The organism is Arthrobacter sp. 9MFCol3.1 (assembly GCF_000620385.1).
Lineage (GTDB): Bacteria > Actinomycetota > Actinomycetes > Actinomycetales > Micrococcaceae > Arthrobacter.
Genome location: NZ_JIBJ01000009.1, coordinates 1 through 17,847, shown reverse-complemented (window position 1 = coordinate 17,847; position 17,847 = coordinate 1). Strand labels below are relative to the sequence as shown.

General features: G+C 66.9%; 17 protein-coding genes and 1 tRNA gene. 6 read left to right on the top strand and 12 right to left on the bottom strand.

The window, feature by feature from the left end; all coding sequences use genetic code 11:
* Positions 1-257 precede the first annotated feature (257 nt).
* The 4 genes from C560_RS0111090 (at position 258) to C560_RS0111075 (ending at position 4,189) form a co-directional block, all read left to right on the top strand.
* Positions 258-1,475, top strand: coding sequence for a sensor histidine kinase (locus tag C560_RS0111090; RefSeq protein WP_026538257.1), 1,218 nt, complete (start codon positions 258-260; stop codon positions 1,473-1,475).
* Positions 1,476-1,516: 41 nt separating this feature from the next.
* A complete protein-coding gene (locus C560_RS0111085; RefSeq protein WP_018774543.1) occupies positions 1,517-2,236 on the top strand; it encodes a LytR/AlgR family response regulator transcription factor in 720 nt (239 codons plus the stop codon).
* The gene (locus C560_RS0111080; RefSeq protein WP_026538256.1) at positions 2,233-2,637 is read left to right on the top strand and encodes a membrane protein; all 405 of its coding nucleotides are present in this window, start codon (positions 2,233-2,235) and stop codon (positions 2,635-2,637) included. Before C560_RS0111085 ends, C560_RS0111080 begins: the two co-directional genes overlap by 4 nt.
* A 91-nt stretch (positions 2,638-2,728) precedes the next feature.
* On the top strand, positions 2,729-4,189 hold the full coding sequence (locus C560_RS0111075; RefSeq protein ID WP_026538255.1) for a sodium/solute symporter: 1,461 nt from the start codon (positions 2,729-2,731) through the stop codon (positions 4,187-4,189).
* A gap of 88 nt (positions 4,190-4,277) precedes the next feature.
* Here the strand turns inward: C560_RS0111075 and C560_RS0111070 are convergent, their stop codons facing one another.
* The 6 genes from C560_RS0111070 to rpsB all read right to left on the bottom strand — a co-directional run bounded on the left by C560_RS0111070 (position 4,278) and on the right by rpsB (position 9,302).
* Positions 4,278-4,904, bottom strand: coding sequence for a DivIVA domain-containing protein (locus C560_RS0111070; RefSeq protein WP_051533122.1), 627 nt, complete (start codon positions 4,902-4,904; stop codon positions 4,278-4,280).
* Positions 4,905-4,935: 31 nt separating this feature from the next.
* Entirely contained in the window at positions 4,936-5,856 is a 921-nt protein-coding gene (locus tag C560_RS0111065; RefSeq protein WP_018774547.1) for a phosphatidate cytidylyltransferase, read from the bottom strand.
* Positions 5,856-6,413, bottom strand: a complete 558-nt coding sequence (gene frr, locus C560_RS0111060; protein WP_018774548.1) for a ribosome recycling factor — start codon at positions 6,411-6,413, stop codon at positions 5,856-5,858. Before frr ends, C560_RS0111065 begins: the two co-directional genes overlap by 1 nt.
* A 134-nt stretch (positions 6,414-6,547) precedes the next feature.
* A complete protein-coding gene (gene pyrH / locus C560_RS0111055) occupies positions 6,548-7,285 on the bottom strand; it encodes a UMP kinase (RefSeq protein WP_018774549.1) in 738 nt (245 codons plus the stop codon).
* A 174-nt stretch (positions 7,286-7,459) separates the two neighbouring features.
* On the bottom strand, positions 7,460-8,296 hold the full coding sequence (gene tsf / locus C560_RS0111050) for a translation elongation factor Ts (RefSeq protein ID WP_026538253.1): 837 nt from the start codon (positions 8,294-8,296) through the stop codon (positions 7,460-7,462).
* A gap of 133 nt (positions 8,297-8,429) precedes the next feature.
* Positions 8,430-9,302 (bottom strand): 30S ribosomal protein S2, encoded by an 873-nt coding sequence (gene rpsB / locus C560_RS0111045; RefSeq protein WP_026538252.1) that lies wholly within the window; start codon positions 9,300-9,302, stop codon positions 8,430-8,432.
* Between the two features lie 477 nt (positions 9,303-9,779).
* Between rpsB and C560_RS0111040 the strand changes: the two genes are divergently transcribed.
* Positions 9,780-10,427 carry a M23 family metallopeptidase gene (locus C560_RS0111040; RefSeq protein ID WP_043422998.1) on the top strand — a complete coding sequence of 216 codons (648 nt, stop codon included), beginning with the start codon at positions 9,780-9,782 and terminating at the stop codon, positions 10,425-10,427.
* Positions 10,428-10,551: 124 nt separating this feature from the next.
* Here the strand turns inward: C560_RS0111040 and C560_RS0111035 are convergent, their stop codons facing one another.
* From C560_RS0111035 to C560_RS0111010, 6 genes are all read right to left on the bottom strand, one after another.
* Complete coding sequence (locus C560_RS0111035; RefSeq protein ID WP_026538250.1) at positions 10,552-11,742, bottom strand: acyl-CoA dehydrogenase family protein; 1,191 nt, start codon at positions 11,740-11,742, stop codon at positions 10,552-10,554.
* 215 nt (positions 11,743-11,957) lie between these two features.
* Positions 11,958-12,031 (bottom strand) — tRNA-Ile (locus C560_RS0111030).
* Positions 12,032-12,241: 210 nt separating this feature from the next.
* On the bottom strand, positions 12,242-13,438 hold the full coding sequence (locus C560_RS0111025) for a glycosyltransferase (protein WP_018774554.1): 1,197 nt from the start codon (positions 13,436-13,438) through the stop codon (positions 12,242-12,244).
* Between the two features lie 105 nt (positions 13,439-13,543).
* Entirely contained in the window at positions 13,544-14,446 is a 903-nt protein-coding gene (locus C560_RS0111020) for a DMT family transporter (protein WP_026538249.1), read from the bottom strand.
* Positions 14,446-15,069, bottom strand: a complete 624-nt coding sequence (locus C560_RS0111015; RefSeq protein ID WP_026538248.1) for a CDP-alcohol phosphatidyltransferase family protein — start codon at positions 15,067-15,069, stop codon at positions 14,446-14,448. The genes C560_RS0111020 and C560_RS0111015 overlap by 1 nt, the downstream gene beginning before the upstream one ends.
* 55 nt (positions 15,070-15,124) lie before the next feature.
* Positions 15,125-16,003 (bottom strand): phage holin family protein, encoded by an 879-nt coding sequence (locus C560_RS0111010; RefSeq protein WP_026538247.1) that lies wholly within the window; start codon positions 16,001-16,003, stop codon positions 15,125-15,127.
* 184 nt (positions 16,004-16,187) lie between these two features.
* On the opposite strand from C560_RS0111010, the gene C560_RS0111005 reads away from it, so the two are divergent.
* Positions 16,188-17,411 carry a multidrug effflux MFS transporter gene (locus tag C560_RS0111005; RefSeq protein ID WP_018774558.1) on the top strand — a complete coding sequence of 408 codons (1,224 nt, stop codon included), beginning with the start codon at positions 16,188-16,190 and terminating at the stop codon, positions 17,409-17,411.
* The last annotated feature ends 436 nt before the right edge of the window (positions 17,412-17,847 follow it).

The following is a 17,847-nucleotide window of genomic DNA, read 5'->3' as shown; positions in this document are numbered from 1 at the left end:
TTCCTCCTCATTGAGACTGGTGAGCCCACACCGGTTGCCGTGGTCTGCGCGGGACGCGCCCTACAACCCAATCCGCCGATGTGACTGCAATCACTGTGCACCGTGGCGTGGGTTGCCTACTACAGCCGGGGCGGGCTGCGTCGCTCAGCGGTCCCGGCGTTGCGCCAAACGGCGAGCGATACACCGGTTTCGCGGCCGTCGGGGTCCGGGCACGTGCCAGAGCCGCCAGCCCCGGCACCGGCGGTAGGCTGGGCACCATGCCGGACTCTCCCCTGTTCACCGCCGCCGCTGTCGCGGTGATCGCCATGGCGATCGCGGTGGTCGTCGCCGTCGGGCTCCAGGTCCTCCGTTCCTTCCGCGACCTCGGCACCGATGCGGAGCGCGCCACGTACAAGACGCTCCACGCCGCCTCCCGGGCCGGCCAGTACCTGCGGACCGGCCTGAACCCTGCCGGTGCGGCCAAGGCCAGCCGGCAGCTGCGCAGCATCCTGGGCTGCGATGCCCTCGCCATCACCGACACAACCGGGGTGCTCGCGTGGGACGGCGCCGCCGAGGAGCTCAAGCCCGCCCTGATGGGGCTCGCGTCAAAAGTGTTCAACGGCGGCCACCTCGCCGTCATTCCGGCGGGCGAACTCGAGCTCCTGGCCGCTGGCGACGGCGGCGTGATGCTGGCCCCGGAGGTGGAGCGCGCCGTCGTGATCGCCCCGATCAAAACCGGCACGCGTGTGGTGGGTGTGGTGGCCGCCTTCGCGCCGGCCGCCGGGGCGGGACTGGTCCGCGCCACCGGCGAGGTGGCTGACTGGGTGGCTACGCAGGTGGAACTGGCCGAGCTCGACGCTTCCCGCACGCTCCTGATGGAAGCCGAGGTCCGCGCCCTCCGCGCCCAGATCAGTCCGCACTTCATCTACAACTCGCTCAACGCGATCGCATCCTTCATCAACACGGATCCGGTCCGGGCGCGGGAGCTCGTGGTGGAGTTCGCCGATTTCACCCGTTACTCCTTCCGCCGCCACGGCGACTTCACCACCCTGGCCGAGGAACTGCGCTGCATCGACCGCTACCTGCTCCTGGAGCGGGCCCGGTTCGGGGACCGCGTCCAGGTCAGCCTGCGGATCGCTCCCGAGGTGCTCAGCACCGTGATCCCCTTCCTGAGCCTGCAGCCGCTGGTGGAAAACGCGGTCCGGCACGGGCTGGAGGCCAAGGAGGGTCCGGGCCACATCTCCATCACGGCGAACGACTCCGGCGCCTTCGCGGAAGTGACGATCGAGGACGACGGCGTGGGCATGGACCCGGACCAGCTGCGCTCTGTCCTTGCCGGGCACGGCGACGGCGACCACGTCGGGCTGCGCAACGTCGACGCCCGCCTGCGCCAGGTGTACGGCGACGACAACGGCCTCGTGATCGAGACGGCGCCCGGCGAAGGCACCCTGATCACGATGCGCGTCCCCAAGTCCCAGCCCCGGCACGACGCCTGATTCCGGTCGGGCAGGAATGTCCGCGGCAGTACGCTAGAGCCATGATTAACGTCCTCGTCGCCGACGACGAGCTCCCCGCCGTTGAGGAACTGGCCTTCCTGCTCGGCCGGGATGACCGGATCGGCGCCATCCACCGGGCGTCCTCGGGCGCCGAGGCCTTGCGTGCCCTCGAAGCCGAGGACGTCGACGCCGTGTTCCTCGACATCCACATGCCGGCGCTGTCCGGGCTGGACATTGCCCGGGCCATCGCCCGCAGCGCCCGCCCGCCGGCCGTCGTTTTCGTCACCGCGGACGAGGACTGCGCGCTGGAGGCCTTCGAGCTCGCGGCTGTGGACTACCTGCTCAAGCCCGTGCGGGCCGAAAGGCTGGCCAAGTCGATCGGACGCATCAGCGAACTGCTCAAGGACGGTGCCCCTGCACCCGAAATGATCACCGTGGACCTGGGCGGGACCACGAAAATGATCCGTCGCGAAGACGTGACCTACGTCCAGGCGCAGGGTGATTACGCCCGGCTGCACACCGCCGATGCCAGCTACCTCATCAGGGTTCCGCTGGCGGACCTCGAACAGCAGTGGGCCGACGCCGGATTCCTCCGCATCCACCGCTCCTACCTGATCGCGCTGAGCCACGTCGGCCACTTGAAGCTCGCCGCCGCGCGGCCCAGCGTCACGGTGGCCGGAGCCGAACTGCCGATCAGCCGCCGGCACCTGCCTGCTGTCCGGGAAAAGCTTGGCGCAACCCGTATCCGGCCGCAGGCATGACAAGGGTCCGGGTCACGGCGCCACGCAGCGTCACACCAAACAGCGTCACACCAAACAGCACACCAATCGGCACCGCCCTGAACGGCGGCCGCTCCGCGGCAGCCTCCCTCGACGCGGAGGAGGAGACCGACGCCGGGCAGCTGTTCGTCCGTTCACTCATCCGGTCCCAGCTCCGGCTGGGCCTGGTGGTGGCCCTGGGATTCCTGCTGATCATGCTCGCCTTCCCGCTGATGCTGGGGCTGGTCCCGGGCCTGGCGGACTCCACGATTGCCGGCCTTCCCTTCGACTGGGTCCTGCTGGGGGCCGGGATCTATCCCGTGATCGGCCTCAGTGCCTGGCTGTACGTGCGGACCGCGGCCAGGAACGAGGCCCGCTACCGGGACCTCGCCGGCGACAAATGACCGAACTGGTGAGGGCCCACGTGAACGGCCCGGCGGGCGGCCATGTACGGGCCCCGGCGGGCGGCCACCCACGCGGCCGGGTGAACGGCCGGTGAATCCCGTCGTCGGCGTCGCGGCGTTCGCCGCCGTTTCCCTCGCCACGGCTGTGATCGGTTTCTACGGGTTGCGGATCTCGCGCACCACCGGGGACTTCTACGTGGCGTCCCGGACGGTCAAGCCGTGGTGGAACGCCTCAGCAATCGGCGGGGAGTACCTCTCGGCCGCGAGCTTCCTGGGTGTCGCCGGGCTCATCCTGCTCTCCGGCACCGACGCCCTGTGGTATCCGGTGGGGTACACGGCCGGCTACCTGATGCTGCTCTTGTTCGTCGCCGCTCCCCTGCGCCGCTCGGGCGCCTATACGATCCCGGACTTCACCGAGGCGCGCCTCGATTCGCGTGCCGTCCGCCGCGTCACGAGCCTGGTGGTGGTCCTGGTCGGCTGGCTCTACATTGTCCCGCAACTCCACGGCGCCGCCTTGGCCATCCGGATCACCACCGGGCTGCCGGCGTGGGTGGGCCCGGTGGCGGTGGTCGCCGTCGTCTGCATCACCGTGGTGGCCGGCGGGATGCGCTCCATCACCTTTGTCCAGGCGTTCCAGTACTGGCTGAAGCTGACCGCGGTGGCGGTGCCCATCGTGTTCATGCTGCTGGTGCTGGGCGGCAACAGCTCCCCGGCGGAGGCAGCCCCCGCGGTGAATCCGACGGCGCTGGCACCCTCGGGCCCCTATCAGGTCATTTCCCTGCTCGTGGCCCTGCTCTTCGGAACCCTCGGCCTGCCGCACGTGCTGGTCCGGTTCTACACAAATCCGGACGGACAGTCCGCCCGGCGCACCACCCTGATTGTTCTGGGCCTGCTCTCGGTCTTCTATCTGTTTCCCACGGCCTACGGCATGATCGGCCGGGCCTACGCCCCCGACCTCGCCCAGAGCGGGCCGGCCGACGCCCTGGTGCTGCTGTTGCCTGGCCGCCTGGTGGGCGGGGCGGCCGGCGACCTGCTCTCTGCGCTGGTGGTGGCCGGGGCGTTTGGGGCGTTCCTGTCAACGACGTCGGGCCTGGTGGTCTCGCTGGCCGGCGTGATCAGCCAGGACGTGTTCGGCGGCAGCGTGCGCGGCTTCCGGCTGGCAGCGCTGATCTCGGCGCTGGTGCCTCTGGGAATCGCGTCGATGACAGAATCGCTGGCCCTGGCCGGCAGCGTGGGGCTCGTGTTTGCCTTTACCGCGTCCACGATCTGCCCGGTCCTGCTGCTGGGCATCTGGTGGCGGGGACTGACGGACGCCGGGGCAATCGCAGGCATGGCGACCGGCGGCGTGCTCTGCGGCAGCGCGATGGTGGCCGGTTCCGTGCTGGGGGCGGCACCGTCGTGGCTGGCGCAGCCGGCCGCGTGGACGGTGCCGGCCGCGTTCGCCGTCACGATCCTGGTGTCGCGGGCCACGCGGGGCCGGGTGCCGCGGACGATGACGCGCCTCATGACCCGGCTGCACACCCCGGAACGGCCGCTCGCGACGGAGCGGTGACCGGGCGGGTGGGGATCCGGGCGTCGACGACCCGGCGTCGGCGACCCGGGGTGAGGCTCCGGGCCGGTGGGCTCCGGGTGGGGCGTTACTAGTCGATGGCCGCCATGAGCTCGACGGCGCGCTCCAGGAACGCGTCGACCTGGCTTTCCTCGTAGCCCTCCCGGCCCACGGCGGGGCGGAACACGGCGCGCCGGACGTTGTCCACGCTCAGCGGCTGGTCCTCCTCGAGGTAGCCGATCAGCTCGTGGCAGAGGTCATCGACGTCGGTGGTGTTGTAGCTGCGGGCCTTGGGCTTGGACGGGCGCCGGAAGCGCTGGCCGTCCGGGCGGTGCAGGCGCCCGCGCAGGACGCCCGCAAGCCGGCCGATTTCGCGCAGCCAGGCTTCCTCACCGCGTTCGGCAACCAGCTCATCGCGCTCGCGCCGGGCGAGGGCGTCCTCGAGCCGGTCCAGCGCGGCATCCACGCCGGCCGCCGCGTAGCCGCCCTTCACGGGATCGAAGGATACTGCGCGGACGTCCGAGCTCTTGATGGCGCGGGAGGCCGGGGACGGAGCTTCGAATGACACCCGTGCGCGCTGCAGGAAATCGTCGACCTGCCTGGCGTTGTAGCCATACTGGTTCCGCTGCACGCGGTCAAAAGACGCAGGAATCTGCCGTTGAATGTCCACTGTTACTTTGTTCCTTTGATGCCGTTCGGCTGGTTTGCTCGGCACCATTCTAGGCGCCGGAAGTGCTGGGCCTGTGCTTCTAGGCGGCCGTGAGGGCCGAGAACAGGATGAACGCCACCGGCGAGGCGAAGACAATCGAGTCCAGTCGGTCCATGACGCCTCCGTGTCCGGGGAGGATGCTGCTCATGTCCTTGATGCCGAGCTCGCGCTTGACCATCGATTCGGCCAGGTCGCCGGCGGTGGCGGCTGCCACCATGCCCACCGCGAGCACGACGCCGAACCACCACGGCTCGCCGAGCACGAAGATCATGGCGAGCACGCCCACGACGACGGCTCCGGCGATCGAGCCGGCGAAGCCTTCCCAGGTCTTCTTGGGGCTGATCTTGGGGGCCATCGGATGCTTGCCGAGGGAGGCGCCCACGAGGTAGCCGAAGGTGTCGTTGGCCACCACCAGGAGCAGCAGGGTCGCGATCTGCCACGCACCGGCCGGAATTACCCCGTCAGGCCACAGCCCTACCGGTGTCTCGCCGTCGGCGGTGTGCAGCAGCAGCGTCGCAAAGCTGATCAGGAACGGCACCCAGGACAGGGTGAAGACCCCCGCGAAGATGCTCCGCGCCGAACCGGCTGCGCCTTCCAGGGTCCGCCACAACAGCACCGCCACGCTGCTGACGAGCATCGCGAAGAGCAGGCTTTCGAGGCCGCCGAAGTAGGCGGCGATCGGCATGGCGACCGTGCCGACCATCACCGGCACGATCGGCAGGCGCGTGCCCGCGGCCTCCAGCGCACGGAAGATCTCCCAGACGCCGAAGATCGCAAAGGTGGCGGTCACCAGGACGAAGCCCAGCGGGAGGAACAGCAGGCCGCCGAGGACGCACACCAGCATGCCAACGCCCACCACGGTGGCGGCGGGCAGGTTCCGGCCCGCTTTGGGCGTCGGGTTCTCGCGTTGCTTCCCCCGCCTCCGGGCGCGCGGCCCGGAGGCCTCCTGTGCCTGACTCATCAGACCTCGAGCAACTCAGCTTCCTTGCGCTTGAGCAGCTCGTCGATCCCGTCCACGTGTGCCTTGGTCATGGCGTCCAGTTCCTTCTCGCCGCGGGCGCCTTCGTCTTCGCCGGCGTCGCCGTCCTTGACGAGCTTGTCCAGCGTCTCCTTGGCCTTGCGGCGGATGTTGCGGATGGACACCTTCGCGTCCTCACCCTTGGACTTGACGATCTTGACGTATTCCTTGCGACGTTCGCTGGTCAGCTCGGGAATGGTGATCCGGATGACGTTGCCGTCGTTGGACGGGTTGGCGCCCACCTCGGAGTCGCTGAGGGCGCGTTCGATGTCGCGCAGGGCCGTCTTGTCGTACGGGGTGACGAGGATGGTGCGGGCATCCGGGACCGCGAAGGAGGCCAGCTGTTGCAGCGGCGTCGGCGTGCCGTAGTACTCGACGATGACCTTGTTGTACAGGCCAGGCGTCGCGCGGCCGGTCCGGATCGAGGCGAAGTCTTCCTTGGCTACCTCAACTGCCTTGTCCATCTTGTCCCCGGCTTCGAGCAAGGTTTCTTCGATCACGGTCTCTCCTCAGAAATTGGTGCGTCCCGGGGGCCGGGGCGCGGCACGTCTTCTTGGTGCGCCTGATGTATTCCGCCGGGCGCTTTTGTCTTCCGCCTGGCGGCGGAAAGGTCCTGAAAACATCCTAGCCGTTGCTAGGGGGTGACGACGGTGCCCAGGTCCTCGCCCCGGATGGCGCGGGTGACGTTGCCCTCGCCTTCCATGCCGAAGACCACCATCGTGAGGTTGTTGTCCTTGCACATGGTCATCGCGGTCTGGTCCATCACGCGGATGTCGCGGCGGAGGGCGTCGTCGTAGCTGAGGCGGTGCAGCTTCTCCGCCGTCGGGTCCTTCTTCGGGTCGGCGGTGTAAACGCCGTCGACGCCGCTCTTGGCCATCAGGACGACGTCGGCGTGGACCTCCATGGCGCGCTGGGCGGCCACGGTGTCCGTGGAGAAGTACGGCAGTCCGGCGCCGGCGCCGAAGATGACAACCCGGCCCTTTTCCATGTGGCGGATGGCGCGGCGGGGAATGTAGGCCTCGGCAACCTGGCCCATGGTGATGGCGCTCTGCACGCGCGTTTCCACCCCGGCCTGCTCCAGGAAGTCCTGGAGCGCGAGGCAGTTCATGACGGTTCCGAGCATGCCCATGTAGTCGGCGCGGGAGCGGTCCATGCCGCTCTGGGACAGTTCGGCGCCGCGGAAGAAGTTGCCTCCGCCGACGACGATTGCGACCTCGACGTCGGGAACTGCGGCGGCGATCTGCTTGGCCACGCCACGGACGGTATCCGGGTCGACGCCCAGTTTGCCGCCGCCGAAGACCTCGCCGGAGAGCTTCAAGAGGACGCGGCGCCTGTTCTTCTTTGGCTGGGCTGAAGTGGTGACGGTTTCCATGGTGCCTTCCCGTTGGTGAACTCTGAGTTAGGTTATCGTGCTGGGCGCCCAAGGCGGCATTCCGGCCGTGACCGGAACCGGTGCCTCACGGGTGCATGCAAAAGGGGTGGCCACCGTGGTGACCACCCCCTTAGCGTGTCTTGCTAGTGCCTGACTGGTGTCTGGCCAGTCTGACTAGGAACCGACGCGGAAGCGCGTGAAGGCAGTTGCCTTGACGCCGGCCTCTTCGAGGACCTGGGCGACAGACTTCTTGGCATCCTTGGCGAATGCCTGGTCAACGAGGACCTCGCCCTTGTAGAAGCCGGTAACGCGGCCTTCGACGATTTTGGTCATCGCGGCTTCGGGCTTGCCCTCGGCCTTGGCCGTTTCCTCGGCGATGCGGCGCTCGGACTCGACGAGCTCGGCCGGAACGTCCTCACGGGTGAGGTAGTTCGGAGCCATGGCGGCGACGTGAACGGCGACGTCGTGGGCTGCGGTGGCAGCCGCTTCGCCTTCGCCGTCGACAGCGAACAGCACGCCAACCTGGGCCGGGAGGTCCTTGGAGGTCTTGTGCAGGTAAGCGTCGACCGTAGCGCCCTCGATGCGGGAGATGCGGCGGACAACAACCTTTTCGCCCAGAACGGCGCCCTCTTCGATGACGACCTCGGACAGCGGCTTGCCGTCGACCTCGGTGGCCAGCAGGGTCTCGAGATCGGCAGCGCCGGACTCGACAGCCACGGCCAGGACCTTGTCGGCCAGCTGGATGAACTTGTCGGCCTTGGCAACGAAGTCGGTCTCGCAGTTGACTTCGATCATCACGCCGACGCCGTTGGCGACCTTGGCGGCAACCAGGCCTTCAGCGGTGGAGCGGCCTTCGCGCTTGGTGGCGCCCTTCAGGCCCTTGATGCGGATGATTTCGATGGCCTTCTCGGCGTCACCGTTGGCTTCGTCAAGAGCCTTCTTGACATCCATCATGCCGGCGCCGGTGCGCTCGCGCAGAGCCTTGATATCAGCGGCAGTGTAGTTCGCCATGTGAACCCCTCTGTCTAGAAATTTATGTGGTGTACGGACCGACAGGACGGCTGCTCACCGAGTGAGCGGCCATCCTGTCGGTACCCCCTATGCAGCTGAGCGCATGTGGGGAGATCCAGATTTACTTGTCTGACTACTTGGCTTCGTCGGCGGCCGGTGCTTCTTCAGCAGCCGGAGCGGCCTCAGCAGCTTCAGCAGCCGGTGCAGCCTCAGCGGCGGGCGCTGCAGCAGCTTCAGCCTTGTTGCCTTCGAGGAGCTCGCGCTCCCACTCGGCCAGCGGCTCTTCCGGAGCTTCCGTGGTGCCGGTGGCGCGCTGGTTACGGGCGATGAGGCCCTCAGCAACGGCGTCGGCGACAACGCGGGTCAGCAGGTTGACGGAGCGGATGGCGTCGTCGTTACCCGGGATCGGGAAGTCGACTTCGTCGGGATCGCAGTTGGTGTCCAGGATGGCCACAACCGGGATGTTCAGCTTCTTGGCCTCGTCGACAGCAAGGTGTTCCTTCTTGGTGTCAACGATCCACAGCGCGGACGGCGCCTTGGTCAGGTTGCGGATACCACCGAGGTTGGTTTCCAGCTTGGTGAGTTCGCGGCGAAGGAGCAGCAGTTCCTTCTTGGTGTAAGCCGAACCGGCGACGTCGTCGAAGTCGATCTCTTCGAGTTCCTTCATGCGCTGGATGCGCTTGGAGACCGTCTGGAAGTTGGTCAGCATACCGCCGAGCCAACGCTGGTTGACGTACGGCTGGCCAACGCGGGTGGCCTGCTCGGCGATGGATTCCTGCGCCTGCTTCTTGGTGCCGACGAAGAGAACGGTGCCGCCGTGTGCAACGGTGGCCTTCACGAACTCGTAGGCACGGTCGATGTAGGACAGCGACTGCTGCAGGTCAATGATGTAGATACCGTTGCGCTCCGTGAAGATGAAGCGCTTCATCTTCGGGTTCCAACGGCGGGTCTGGTGTCCAAAGTGGACGCCGCTGTCAAGCAGCTGGCGCATAGTTACGACGGGCATGCCGACGCTCCTTCCGGCAGGTCATTCATGAGAGAGCCCATGGCCCTCTTACCCTGCCAATAGTTGACGGTTGTTTAGCATTCGCCCGGGATGGGCGTTGCTCCTGGCATCCACTGCACTTCCCATCCGGGCCATATGGACATGCCATGTGGAACGGACCGCAGGAGGCGCAGTCCTCCGCAGCTGAAGTTTGTGGCTTCTTTTGAGGAGGGCTGGATACGCGTAGTCAGCTGCTGTTCCCCCGCACCCCTGAATGAGGCGTGCCGGCTTCGGTAATCACGAAGTATCGCGACTTACAAGCGTGAGGGCACAGCAAACTGCTCCACCAAGTGTACTACAGCGGCCCCGCCCCGGAGGACGGTTTTGCCGCGGCAGCGGGGCGGGGTTCCGGGGCTTGGGCGGGGGCCGGCGGGCACCTTATCCACATAGCCATGGCGGGAGATTCCGCCCGGGGTGCTGCCTTGGCAGGCTGGGGCCATGAAGCTCCCCCTTGGCCTGCCGGCCTTGTTCCCGGCAGCACTGTTTCTGGCGGCCTTGTTCCTGCCGGCACAATTCCTGGCGGCACCGTCCCTGGCGCTGTCCCCCATCGCCGCCGATGCCCATATCTCCGCCGCTGCCGATGCCGCCGCCGACATCGGCGCCGCCGGGGCTGCGTCTTCCCCCGGCCGGGGCTCCCCACGGGCAGGGCCGGTCCCGGAACCTGCCTGGAGCTGGCCGCTCAGCCCCCGGCCGGCGGTGCTGCGCGCCTTCGATCCCCCGGCCAGGCCGTGGCTCAGCGGTCACCGCGGTGTCGATATGGAGGCGGCCTTCGATGGCGCCCCGCTCCTGTCGCCGGCCGCCGGGACGGTGAGCTTTGTCGGCACGGTGGTGGACCGGCCGGTCATCACGATCGATCACGGCAACGGGCTGCGCAGCAGTTTCGAGCCGGTGGCGAGTTCACTGACGGCTGGGGCCGCGGTGGCGGAAGGCGAGGTCCTGGGGCAGGTGCAGGCCGGCCACTGCGGCCCGGCCCCTCCCTGCCTTCATTGGGGCGTCCGCCGCGGCGAGGACTACGTCAACCCGCTGGCGTTCGTGATGGACCTTCGGCCTTCCGTTCTGCTCCCGCCCCTGAAGCCGGGTCCGTGATGCGGCGTTTGGCGCCGCCTTTGATGCGCCATTCGTCCGTTGACGCCCGCGGGCAGCCGCGGCGGCCGCCTGGCTTCGATGCGCGGCTCGTCCGTTGACGCCCGCGGCAGCCGCCGCGAGCCCGTCAGACGATCGCGGAAATGCCTGTGATCGCCCGGCCGGTGACCAGGGTGTTGATTTCGTGCGTGCCTTCGTAGGAGTAGATGGCTTCGGCGTCCGCAAAGACCTTGGCCATTTCGAAGTCCGTCACGATTCCGTTGCCGCCGAGGATGCTCCGGCCCAGGGCCACGCTTTCGCGCATGCGCGCGGTGGTGAACGCCTTGGCCAGGGCGGACTGCTCGTCCTTCGCCTCCCCCGCATCCTCCAGCTGGGAGAGCCTCACCATCATGCCCATGGAGCTGACGGCGTTGCCGAGGATCTGCACGAGCTGGTGCTGGATCAGCTGGAAGGAGGCAATCGGGCGGCCGAACTGGCTGCGTTCCACGGCGTAGCGCCGGGCGACATCGAAGGCGGCGAGCTGCTGCCCCACCGCTTGCCAGGCAACGGCCAGGCGGGTGACTTTCAGGACCTTGTTCGTGTCACGGAAGCTGTTGGCATTGGCGAGCTTGAAGAACTCCGGCACCACAACGTTATCGAGCGTGATGTCGGCGTTCTGAACCGTGCGCAGCGAGATCTTGTTCTCGATTTTCGAGGCACTGTACCCCTCGGTCTTGGTGTCCACGAGGAACCCTTTGACCTGGTTGTCCTCGACATCACGGGCGTAGATGACCACCCAGTCGGAGAAGGTTGCGTTGCCGATCCAGCGCTTGGCTCCATTGAGGATCCAGTTCCCGCCGTCGCGCCGCGCCGTGGTGCGCGTACCGCCGGCGACGTCGGAGCCGCCAAGGGGCTCGGTGAGGCCGAAGGCGCCGATCTTCTTGAGCGAGTAGATCTCGGGAAGCCACGCGTCCTGCTGCTCCTGGGAGGCAAGGGCTTCGATGGAGCCGGTGAAGAGCCCGTCATGGACGCCCATGAACGTCGCGATCGACGTGTCGGCGCGGGTGGCTTCCGCGTGCAGGATGCCGGCGAAGAGGTTCGAGTAGCCCTGCCTCCGGACGGGGCTGACCAGGTCGATTTCTGCCAGCTTCGGGATCAGCTCCATGGGGAACTCCGCGCGATTCCAGCAATCGACGGCGATCGGCCGGACTTCGCGGGCAAGGAACTCGCGGACTTCGGCCAGCCTGTCCTGCTCCTTGGCGCTGAGCAGCTGCTCGAACGCAAAGAAGTCGCCATCGGCGTAGGGCAGGTTATGGATGTCGATGGCAGCTTTGGACATGGTGTTCCTTCACTCGATCAGCGGGGACCAAAAGGGCGCGGGCTTCGCGCCGACGATATGTTACTCATGAGTAACATATCGCAGTGTCGAGACGCCTGCAAGCGTCGGACCCGACAAACGCCCGACAAAAACGGGAGCCGTGGCCGACGTCGGACGTCAGCCACGGCTCCCGTGGTTGCGGGCCCCGGATGAGGAGGTTGCCGCAGAAATGAATGTAGGGCTACTCGGACTTGAACCGAGGACCTTAGGATTATGAGTCCCGCGCTCTAACCAGCTGAGCTATAGCCCCCTGCGCCCGGAGCCGGACCTGGCCCGCTGGGGGCCGGATTGGTTCCGGGCAAAAATACTCTAGCAATAGTAGACGCATCACACGTGCGCGCCGCCACCGGCAGGCGGCCCGGCGCAACTGATCTGGATGCTGTTGGACTGGACGCACTGGGACTGGACGCACTGGGACTGGACGCGTTCGGAGTGGACGCATCCCTGCCAGGCGGCGTGCCTAGAGGACCAGGTCGTCGTAGCTGGCGCCCCGGTAGATGTCCTCAAATGTCTGCAGCGTGCGCGCGATGCCGTGGCTTTCCACCATTTCGCGGCTGGTCTTGCCCATCGCATCACGCTCGTGGTCCGGCAGCGAGAACACGCGCGTCAGCTTGGCGGCGAGATCGTCGCTGTCGTTGGGGATAAAGAGGTAGCCGTTTTCCCCGTCGCGGACCAGGTGCGGCAGCGCCATGGCGTTGGCCAGCAGGACTGGCGTAGACGCCGACATCGCCTCCAGGGTCACGAGGGACTGGAGCTCCGCCGTGCCGGGCATGCAGAACACGTCGGCCGTGATGTAGGCCTTGCGAAGCTCGGCGTCGCTGGCCAGGCCGAGGAACCTGACCCGGTCCGCCAGTCCGAGCCGGGCGACCTGTGCCTCGAGGGCCGGACGGACTTCGCCGCCGCCGACGATTTCGAGGTGGATGTCGAGTTCTTTGGGAGTCTTGGCGACGGCGTCGATCAGGACGTCCACGTGCTTCTCCTCCGCCAGCCGGCCGGCGAAGAGCACGGTGGGGCTGGCGTGGCGTTCCGCGGTTTCGCCGGGATGCAGCTCGTAGGCGGCGGCGTCGATGCCGTTGGAGAGGGGCAGGACCTGGCGGAGGAAGGCGTGCTGGTGCATGGCCTTGGCGGCAAGCGGTGTGGGTGTGGTCACGACGTCGGCCTGGCCCATGACCTTGCCCATGTCACGCCAGGAGATCCGGCCCACGATGTCTTTGAACCATTGCGGGAACGGCAGGAAGGGGTTCAGGTTTTCGGGCATGAAGTGGTTGGTCGCCACCACCCGGATGCCGCGCTTCACGGCCTCGTACAGGACGTGCTCGCCGATCATGTAGTGGCTCTGGATGTGCACCACGTCCGGCTGGATGCGATCGAACAGCAGCCCGATTTCCTTTTTGATCTCCCAGGGGAAGGTGACCCGGAAATACTCGTGCGTGGGCACGGAGTGGGAGCGCAGGCGGTGGACGGTGGCCTCGTCGCTGAACTCGCTGTAGCTCGGGCCCTTGCCCGGGCGGCATGCCAGGACGTGGACCTCGTGACCGCGGGCCGTCATCCCCTTGGCCAGGCGGTAGCCGAACTGGGCGGCGCCGTTGACGTGGGGCGGGTACGTGTCAGCGGCAATCAGGATGGTCAGCGGCGGCTGGTTGTCGGACGTGGTCACGTGGAGAGCTCCTGGTGGTCGCTGTGCGGTCAGCTGGATCAAAGGTGGCCGGCTGGCCATCGGCGCACGGGCGCCGGGCCTGCAGCCGAAGTCTGGGCGGACGCCCTAGGACCTGCCCGCAGTCTTCCGCGCGTCCTTCTTGCGCTTGGTGACTTCCGGGTGGTGTCTGGAAAGGGCTATTACTCCCACGATAGCAAGTGATGCGGCCGTCCCCATGGCGATAGCCATCACAGGCTGGACGTCGGGACGCAGTTCTCCCAGAATGACGATGCCGATTGCGATGCCCACAATGGGGTCGATCACGGTCAAACCGGCGATCACGAGGTCCGGCGGTCCGCTGGAGTAGGCATTCTGTACAAACCACGATCCCAGCACGCCAGCAGCCACAATTGCCACGGCGCTGTACCACGGCACATTCAGCAGGAACTGCCCGTTCGGGTCCAACAGATGCCGGCCAATAATGCGGGTCAGGACCGCCACGAAGCCGAACAGGACGCCGGCGCCGAGGATGTAGACGAAGGCGCTCATGCGGTGCTTGAACAGGACGGCGAGCGTTCCGAAGAGCCCGACCGCCAGGGCCAGGAGCAGCACGATGGTCAGTTCGTCCGAGCTGCTGACGTTGTGGTTTTCCTGGGTGACATTGACGGCCAGCACCACAAAGAGTGCTGAACCTGTCACGCAAAGCGAGATGGCCACGATGGTGGCCCGGTTCATGCTCAGGCCCTGGTCCTTGGTGTTGACCACGGTGGTGATGACCAGGGCGATCGCGCCGATCGGTTGCACCACCGTCAGCGGGGCCATGACGAGCGCGACGGCGTTCATCGCCATCCCGACGCACAGCAGCACGAACCCGAAAAGCCAGCGTGGATTGCGCGCAAGCCGAAGCAGGCCGTGGGTGCTCAGCGCCAGGCCGCCGGTATCGGCCTTGACCGCGCTGCCCTGGCGCTGGGCGCCAAAGGCCAGGCAGAAGGCACCGAGCACCGCAAGCAGTACCGCAACCCAGACCATCAGTGGGAGCCGCCGTCGTGCGCGCGAAGTTGCCTGCCCTTGCCGATGATGGCCCAGACGTAGTTATATGCCGCGATCCAGTGCCCGACGAGGCCCAGGCCCAGGAAGATCCACGCGAGGGTGGCGTACACGTCGGCAGCGGGCACCGGCAGTTTGGACAGCACCAGCAGCGGGGTGCCCACCAGCAGCAGGCCCGTCCGGATTTTTCCGATCCGGCTCACCGGCAGATCCGGGTGGCCGTGGAAATAGAACAGTGACAGGGCCAGCAGGACCGCGTCCGGGACCAGCAGCGCGGCGAGATACCACCACTCGACGACGCCTGCTATCACGAGGGTCACGGCGACGGCGATCAGCGAAAGTCTGTCCGCAATCGGGTCCATGACCCGGCCGAGGTTGGACATTTGATTGAAGCGGCGGGCGATGTAGCCGTCCACCCAGTCGGTGCTGGCCATGATGGCGAGCACGAGGGCACCGTAGCCGTACTTGTGCTCCGAGAGAACCAGCCAGATGAACAACGGAACACCAAGGAAGCGCACCACGGTCAGGACATTGGGGACCGTGAAGACCGCGTCGCGGTGGACGAGGGGCTGCCCGGGGCGGGCGCCAGCGCCGATGAACTTCATCGATTCCCCCCTTCCGTGGACGGCAACGGTTTGGCGTTTGGGTTCAGGGATCTGCCTAGCCCTTTAGCAGCCGGCGCACAAGGACCGCGAGGGCGGCTCCCGACGCGGCGAGCACAGCCAGGGGCTTCCAGCGCTGCTTGATCGTGTCGGCCAGGCCCTGCCCGTCAGCGGATGTGGAGGACCCCGCCGAGGTGCGGACTGAGGAGCGGAACCCTGCGATCTTGTCGCTGAGCTGCTCCTTGCCGTCCTGCAGTCGGGCCTGTGTGGCGGCCAGCAGGGTTTGGGCCTGGGTCTTGACGTCGAGTTCGCGGCCGAGGTCGTCGCGCACGCCGGTGAGATGCGTGCGCCGCTGGTCCACCCGGCGTCGGAGTTCGGCCTCTGTGGGGGGCGGCCCGAAGTCGGGCTTGGCGGCCGCTTTGGCTTCCCTCTCCGCCTTCGCCTTGGCGGCGGCGGCTTCCTTGGCGGCCTTCGCGGCTTTGTACTGTTCGGAGTTCGGATCCAGGATCGCCGCGTCGAAGGCGGAGCCCTCCTTGGCGATGCCGAGATCGTACTTGAGCCCCCGGATAGTCTCCTCGGGGACCAGCGGCATGAGCTTCTTGAACTTGTTCAGACCGATGAGCGCCCCGATCGCGGCGATGACCAGGAAGACTGCGCAGACCAGCAGGGCGGCGAGCCAGGCGGGCATGATCGTGGCCAGTCCCATGATTGCCGCGACGACGAGTCCGACCAGCAGGAACGCAACGAACACCAGTGCGACGGCGAAGAAGGCGCCTGCGACGCCGAGCTGGATCCCCTTGCGCCTGATTTCGGCCTTGGCCAGCGCTATCTCGTCACTGAGCTGCCGGGGCGCCAGCTTGAAGATCATCTTCAGGGTTTGCGGCAGCGCGGAAATGCGCAGCCCACCGCCTGTCCCGCCGCTGTGACGTCCGCTCATCGGTCCCGCCTAACTGGTGCCATCCGTCGATCCGCTCACGCGGGCTTGCCGGGTCTGGACAGCTTCGCACAGACCCCGGTGTCAAAACTATCATTTAGGCTCTTGGGAGGCCCTTTCGGGCAAGGTGTGGCGCGCCTGCCCAGCCACCGGCCGGCTGTCCCGGCGGGCCCTAGGATGGACCTCTGTGAGCACACCCCACAATCCCGGTGATTCCCTGAGCCGCCGTCGTAAATTCCTCTACATCCTGACGCTCGGCGCTTTGACCGCCCTCGGGCCGTTCACGGTTGACCTCTACTTGCCCGCATTCCCGGCCCTGGAAGAAAGCCTGGGCGTCTCCGCGGCCGCGGTGCAGCTGACGCTCACGGGGACGACCATAGGTTTCGCGCTGGGACAGCTGGTAGTGGGTCCGCTGAGTGACAAGTTCGGCCGGCGGCTGCCCCTGATCGTGGCGACGGCGGTTCACATCGCGGCATCCCTGGGCGCCGCGCAGTCCACGGACATCGCCACGCTGGGCTTCTTCCGCGTCCTCATGGGCGTCGGGGCTGCCGGAGGCGGTGTGGTGGCCATGGCCATGGTCCGCGACCTGTTCAGCGGCTACGCGATGGTGCGGATGTTCGCGAGGATGGCCCTTGTCAACGGGCTGGCCCCGATCCTTGCCCCGGTGATCGGCTCGCAGCTGCTGTTGCTGGTCCCCTGGCCCGGCATCTTCTTGTTCCTGGCCGCCTACGGGACCTGCGTCATCATCGCGGCCCTCTTCGTGATCCGGGAGACCCTGCCGCCGGAGCTGCGCGGCAAATCCGGGATGACCGCGGGCCAGCGTTACAAGGTGCTCTTCTCCGACCGGATCTTCGTGGGCCTGCTGCTGGTGGGCGGGATGAACTTCGCGGGCCTTTTCACCTACCTCTCGGCCTCGCCGTTCCTGTTCCAGAATGTCTACGGGTTCACGCCCCAGCAGTACGGCCTGCTCTTTGGCGTCAACTCGCTGGGCATCGTGGCAGGCGTGCAGACCAGCGCAAGGCTCATCAAGCGCGTCCCGCCGCAATGGATCCTGGCCTGTTCCACGGCCTGGATGTTCGTCATGGCCGTCCTGATTGTCGTCTTCGACCAGCTGGGGTTCGGGCTGTGGGGTGTCCTGGTGCCGCTGTGGTTCTACATCCTCGGCGCCGGTTTCACCTTCCCCACCGTGCAGGTCCTGGCCCTGTCCAAACATGGCGCCCAGGCAGGAACCGCGGCTTCACTTCTCGGCGCGGCGACCTTCCTGATGGCGGGCCTTATCTCACCGGTGGTCGGCTGGCTCGGCGTCAGCTCCGCAACCCCGATGGGCGCCGTCCAGGCCGTCTGCATCCTGCTGGCGGCCGCTGCACTGTGGCTGGTTGTACGGCCCAGCACGGTGCCACCGATCCAATAGCCGGGCTCCCCGGCGGGACATGCCCATTCTTCGCGGCCTCCCCTGCGGGACATGCCCATTCTTGGCACCGAGGACTGGACATATTGGCACTATGTCCACCCGTCAGGATGAACTGCTCCCCGGAAGTTGGACTGAGAAATTCAGTTCCGACTCCCGGGGAGCAGTTTTATGCATGTACGTAGTCCGTTATCCGAAGAGCAGCGCGAGGCCGCTGTAGCGTGGTTTGAGAAGGGCATCGCGGATAAAGCGGCGGCACGGGTCCTGGGTGTGTCTCACTCGCCGGTGCAGCTTCTCTATCTGCGGTGGAGAATCCATGGTCGAGGAGCGCTGATGGCCAAGCCGACGAAACAGGTGTACTCGTTCGAATTCAAGCTCGCCTTGGTCGAACGGTTCATCGCGGGTGAGACTGCCCAGGATCTCGCGGCGGAGGCTGGCT

Coding starts and splice junctions, on each gene's coding strand:
- C560_RS0111090 (WP_026538257.1), top strand. CDS start 258: ATGCCGGACTCTCCCCTGTTCACCGCCGCCGCTGTCGCGGTGATCGCC.
- C560_RS0111085 (WP_018774543.1), top strand. CDS start 1,517: ATGATTAACGTCCTCGTCGCCGACGACGAGCTCCCCGCCGTTGAGGAA.
- C560_RS0111080 (WP_026538256.1), top strand. CDS start 2,233: ATGACAAGGGTCCGGGTCACGGCGCCACGCAGCGTCACACCAAACAGC.
- C560_RS0111070 (WP_051533122.1), bottom strand. CDS start 4,904: ATGGTGCCGAGCAAACCAGCCGAACGGCATCAAAGGAACAAAGTAACA.
- C560_RS0111065 (WP_018774547.1), bottom strand. CDS start 5,856: ATGAGTCAGGCACAGGAGGCCTCCGGGCCGCGCGCCCGGAGGCGGGGG.
- pyrH (WP_018774549.1), bottom strand. CDS start 7,285: ATGGAAACCGTCACCACTTCAGCCCAGCCAAAGAAGAACAGGCGCCGC.
- tsf (WP_026538253.1), bottom strand. CDS start 8,296: ATGGCGAACTACACTGCCGCTGATATCAAGGCTCTGCGCGAGCGCACC.
- rpsB (WP_026538252.1), bottom strand. CDS start 9,302: ATGCCCGTCGTAACTATGCGCCAGCTGCTTGACAGCGGCGTCCACTTT.
- C560_RS0111040 (WP_043422998.1), top strand. CDS start 9,780: ATGAAGCTCCCCCTTGGCCTGCCGGCCTTGTTCCCGGCAGCACTGTTT.
- C560_RS0111035 (WP_026538250.1), bottom strand. CDS start 11,742: ATGTCCAAAGCTGCCATCGACATCCATAACCTGCCCTACGCCGATGGC.
- C560_RS0111020 (WP_026538249.1), bottom strand. CDS start 14,446: ATGGTCTGGGTTGCGGTACTGCTTGCGGTGCTCGGTGCCTTCTGCCTG.
- C560_RS0111015 (WP_026538248.1), bottom strand. CDS start 15,069: ATGAAGTTCATCGGCGCTGGCGCCCGCCCCGGGCAGCCCCTCGTCCAC.
- C560_RS0111010 (WP_026538247.1), bottom strand. CDS start 16,003: ATGAGCGGACGTCACAGCGGCGGGACAGGCGGTGGGCTGCGCATTTCC.